This is a genomic window from uncultured Maribacter sp., from assembly GCF_963977385.1.
Classification (GTDB): Bacteria; Bacteroidota; Bacteroidia; order Flavobacteriales; family Flavobacteriaceae; genus Maribacter.
Genome location: NZ_CAXBOU010000034.1, coordinates 1 through 4,694, shown reverse-complemented (window position 1 = coordinate 4,694; position 4,694 = coordinate 1). Strand labels below are relative to the sequence as shown.

Below are 4,694 nucleotides of genomic sequence, written 5' to 3'. Positions count from 1 at the left end.
CAAAAAAACCCGGAAACTACCCCGGGTTTAACGCACTAATACTACTAAGATGTTAGGCTTAACGCAAGCGATCAACAGATTTTACAAGATCTTCATCCTTTTTTATAGCTCTATTTGCAAGAACCAAAAAAATGACAGAAAATACTGGAATCAACATCCCAATACCCTTCTCAGAGACAGAAGTCTCTCCGGATAAGTTTAGCGATCGATAAACGAAAAATCCTAGTAAAAAAACATTCAATATCATATTCAGTCTATTAATAACAAACTGAGTTTTTCTATTTTTAAACTGTACTATAGACCATATAGCTAATACAGCACTACTATAAAAGGTAATAGAAATGAGCATTTCATTATCGGCAAAAACCTCTATACCATCAATATCAATCCATAGATTGAAGAAGAACGGAAGTACGCCGGTAAGAATTGCCACGATGAGTAAATAAAAGCTCTGTATTCTTTGAATCATATATTAATTACCACTTTACAAAGCAAAAATACAGGTCTTTTCAAAAATTATAGCCCTTTTATTCAAAATAATTTGTAATATTGCTACGTTATCATGTCATAACGCCTACCAATTAAGGAAAACATTCCTTGAGAATATCCAAAATAAAATTTACTTCTTACAATACAAATCACATATAATTTATTCGACTACTTAATGTTTGAGATTTCAGATTTAAAATCAAAAAAGCTTCCTGAGCTTCAGGAAATAGCTAAAGGACTTAAGGTTCCTAAATTCAAGACCTTAAAAAAATTGGATTTAGTCTATCAGATATTAGACTTACAAGCAGCAAACCCTAAAGTTGCCGCTGCTATTGCTCCAACTAAAACGGAAACCGAAGAAGTTAGCAAACCGGCTGAGGTAACACCGAAGCCAAAACCAAGGCCTAGACAACGTGTTGCACCAAATGCAACTAAAGAGCCTAAAGCTACTATTAAAGAAGTGTCTCCAGAAAAAGAAGCCACTCCAGAAAAGGATTCAAAGGAAACCATAGAAACCCCTAAGCCGAGACCAAGGCCTAGACCAAAAACTCCAAATCCATCAAATAATAAAAAGGAGTTTCAAAAGAATTCCCCTCAGGTTAACAAAAAGCCAAACCCGAGAGCTCCCCATGACAAAAGCAATTTTGACAAGGACCTAAAAAATAGGTACAAAGAGCCAGAATATGAGTTTGACTCTATTATTGCCAGTGAAGGTGTTCTGGATATCATGCAAGATGGTTACGGTTTTTTACGTTCTTCTGATTACAACTACCTATCGTCACCTGATGATATTTATGTTTCACAGTCTCAGATTCGTCTTTTCGGATTAAAAACAGGTGATACCGTATTAGGTAATGTTAGACCACCCAAAGAAGGAGAAAAGTATTTCCCTTTAATTAAGGTGAATAAAATTAACGGTATTGACCCACAGATTGTTCGTGACCGAGTGTCTTTTGAGCATTTGACTCCGTTATTCCCACAAGAAAAATTTAATTTGGCAGAACGCCAAAGTACCATATCAACCCGAATCATTGACTTGTTCTCTCCTATCGGAAAAGGGCAAAGGGGTATGATCGTGTCTCAACCAAAGTCTGGTAAAACCATGCTTTTGAAAGATATTGCAAATGGTATCGCAGCAAATCACCCTGAAGTTTATCAAATTATATTATTAATTGATGAACGACCAGAAGAGGTTACTGATATGCAACGTAATGTTAGAGGTGAAGTTGTCGCTTCTACATTCGACAAAGAGCCTACTGAACATGTTCGTGTTGCCAATATCGTTTTAGAAAAAGCAAAGCGATTGGTAGAATGTGGTCATGATGTAGTTATTCTACTTGATTCTATTACACGTTTAGCTAGAGCTTACAATACAGTACAACCAGCATCTGGTAAAGTATTAAGTGGTGGTGTTGATGCTAATGCCCTTCATAAACCAAAAAGATTCTTTGGTGCAGCACGTAACATCGAAGGTGGCGGATCTCTTACTATTATTGCTACGGCATTAACTGAGACCGGTTCTAAAATGGATGAAGTTATCTTTGAAGAATTTAAAGGTACCGGTAACATGGAACTTCAACTAGATCGTAAAATTGCGAATAGAAGGATTTTCCCTGCTATTGACCTGACTTCTTCAAGCACACGAAGAGATGACATGTTATTAGACGAAAGTACCTTACAACGCATGTGGATCATGCGCAAGTATCTGGCGGATATGAATCCTGTAGAAGCTATGGAATTCATTGAACAACGTTTTAAACAAACGAAAAACAATGAAGAGTTCTTGATGACCATGAACAATTAAAATAAATAACTCTTATATAAAAATCCCGATTTCAAATTGAAATCGGGATTTTTTTGTTTGAATAATTTCTTAAATGACCAACTGCATTAAAACCATAGACAAACTTTTAAGACTCCTTTATTTTTTTAATATCTTTAATGAATAAGAAAAGATTCTCCCCCAGTCTTTTTTCAGTTTTCTTAATAATAACCTTAATTCACTGAAAATGAAAAGACCAACTACAATGACCTGTAAAATCTTATGTGTTTTTGCGCTAGCGAGTATTTTTAGTTGTAATCAACAACCTAAAAAAAATGAAGTCCCTGATAATAAAATTGAGGTATTACCACCAAATCAAATTGTAGCCATTCCTCAGGCAAAAAATATGTATGATTCATATAGCAAGCGAAGAGTACCACTAATTCAACATTATGAAGATTCTATAAACAGACAGAATAAAGACGATACAGAATTTGATGTAGGACGTTTTGTCTACTATGATTATAAAACTATCAAACAGTATTTAGAATATATAGAACAAGAGGCAGATGATGCTGGTGTAGAAATTTCTACATTAAGATTTTACTATTCCAATTATCCAGATGAAGTAGTTTTTCCAAATTCTAAAGACTCTATTAAACATCCTAGACAAAACTCTATTATGCTTTCGCCAACTTATAACGATGGAAAAAGAGACTATTTATTTTATATTGGCGATGGAGCACAGGGTAGACAAGCAATACCCCTAAATGATAGCTTTGAAAATGTAAAAGGGTATAGCACAAATACCTCTGAAAAAAGTAAAGCCTACGCATCATTTGCACCAAGTTTAAATTCAACCATCACTAAACCTACAAGCTTTCAAGGTCAACAAAGTTTAACACTAAACCGTGGTACGGGAGTCCCACCCCCAAAGAATCAGTAATCACATAAATCGATGATTTAACTGACCAATAAATATGTTTGAATATTTTCTAAATAATTATTTTTTACTTCTCTATTTATTGGCCTTTATTTCATCATTGGCAAAATATAGGCTGTATTATGACACCATTTTAAAATATCTCCCAATAGTCATAGCGTACACACTATTATCTGAGACCCTTGGACTTATGGTAAGAGACATAGACGAAATTCAAATTATTTATAAGCAAGAGTATTATAATTATAACACTGTTATTTTCAATATTTTTGATATCATATTTTTTCTGTATTTCTTTTATGTTTATTATCATATTATTGACAAATCAATCAGCAAAAAAGTAATTAAATATGGTAGCTGGATGTTTTTGGTGACTTGCATAATGAATATATTTATCCAAGATTTTTACTTAGAACCTCAAAATTATGCAATTATAATCGGTTCCATAATTTTACTTTATGCTGTTCTAACATACTTATCTAAAATATTCAAAGAAGAACAAAAACTACCACTGTACACAAATCTTCTTTTTTGGATTAGCTTGGGTATTTTAGTTTTTTATACATGCTACCCAGTCACTATGTATATTCTAACTTTTTATTATGAAATATATTCTGAATTCAATTTATCAATATTCCATTATGCAACAATTGGAGTATTATACTCTTGTATTATAATTGGCTTTATATTGATGAAAAGACTTCGAATAGCTAATGAAAAAACAGAATAACAATTACCTATAAGAGTAAGTATTCACAATCAAAAGAATGTAGGACAAACAAAAATGATTATCAAGATACTAAACCTAATCAATAAAAAAACTCAACAAAAAAAGCCCTTCTATTTAAAGAAAGACTTTTAGAATTTTATCTTAAAGTAATATTATAAAGCAGCTACGTGCTTAGCTAATTTACTCTTTAAGTTGGCAGCTTTATTATCATGTATAATATTACGTTTTGCTAAACGATCAATCATACTAACAACACTTGGAAAAAGAGCCTCAGCATCTTTCTTAGTTTCTTCTGCACGTAATCTTTTAATAGCATTACGCGTAGTTTTATGCTGGTATCTGTTACGTAAACGAACTGCTTCGTTTCTTCTGATTCTCTTTAATGCCGACTTGTGATTTGCCATTTTATAATTTATTATAATTTCTTCGGATTCTCATCCATTCAATTTTTGTAGTCCGTAGGGGAATCGAACCCCTGTTACCAGGATGAAAACCTGGCGTCCTAACCCCTAGACGAACGGACCATACTTTGCGCAATTGCGGATGCAAAAATACAAATATTTTTTACTATCACAACACCTGATTATAATTTTTTGAAAAAATTAATACGCTTTAGCAAATAGCACCCTTTTATTAGATGGTTTTCCAGTAACCATACAAACACCTTTTTCTTCCTTCGCATCAATAGGAATACACCTTATCGTAGCTTTTGTCTCATCTTTTACACGTTCTTCAGTTTCTTTACTACCATCCCAATGAGCTGAAATAAA

4 protein-coding genes, 1 tRNA gene and 1 pseudogene are annotated in these 4,694 nt (G+C 33.1%); 2 read left to right on the top strand and 4 right to left on the bottom strand.

Going from position 1 to position 4,694, the window contains the following annotated elements; genetic code table 11:
- Positions 1-58: 58 nt before the first annotated feature.
- The gene (locus AAC084_RS21100; RefSeq protein WP_339842274.1) at positions 59-469 is read right to left on the bottom strand and encodes a DUF4293 domain-containing protein; all 411 of its coding nucleotides are present in this window, start codon (positions 467-469) and stop codon (positions 59-61) included.
- Positions 470-664: 195 nt separating this feature from the next.
- On the opposite strand from AAC084_RS21100, the gene rho reads away from it, so the two are divergent.
- Together rho and AAC084_RS21090 are read left to right on the top strand one after the other, a co-directional pair.
- A complete protein-coding gene (gene rho, locus AAC084_RS21095; RefSeq protein ID WP_339842272.1) occupies positions 665-2,293 on the top strand; it encodes a transcription termination factor Rho in 1,629 nt (542 codons plus the stop codon).
- Positions 2,294-2,498: 205 nt separating this feature from the next.
- Positions 2,499-3,197 (top strand): hypothetical protein, encoded by a 699-nt coding sequence (locus AAC084_RS21090; protein ID WP_339842271.1) that lies wholly within the window; start codon positions 2,499-2,501, stop codon positions 3,195-3,197.
- An 879-nt stretch (positions 3,198-4,076) separates the two neighbouring features.
- On the opposite strand, the gene rpsT is transcribed toward AAC084_RS21090, so the two are convergent.
- The 3 genes and pseudogenes from rpsT to AAC084_RS21075 form a co-directional block, all read right to left on the bottom strand.
- Complete coding sequence (gene rpsT / locus AAC084_RS21085) at positions 4,077-4,328, bottom strand: 30S ribosomal protein S20 (RefSeq protein WP_339842270.1); 252 nt, start codon at positions 4,326-4,328, stop codon at positions 4,077-4,079.
- 48 nt (positions 4,329-4,376) lie between these two features.
- Positions 4,377-4,448, bottom strand: a tRNA-Glu gene (locus AAC084_RS21080).
- Between the two features lie 78 nt (positions 4,449-4,526).
- Positions 4,527-4,694: pseudogene (locus AAC084_RS21075) on the bottom strand (proline--tRNA ligase); the annotation flags it as partial.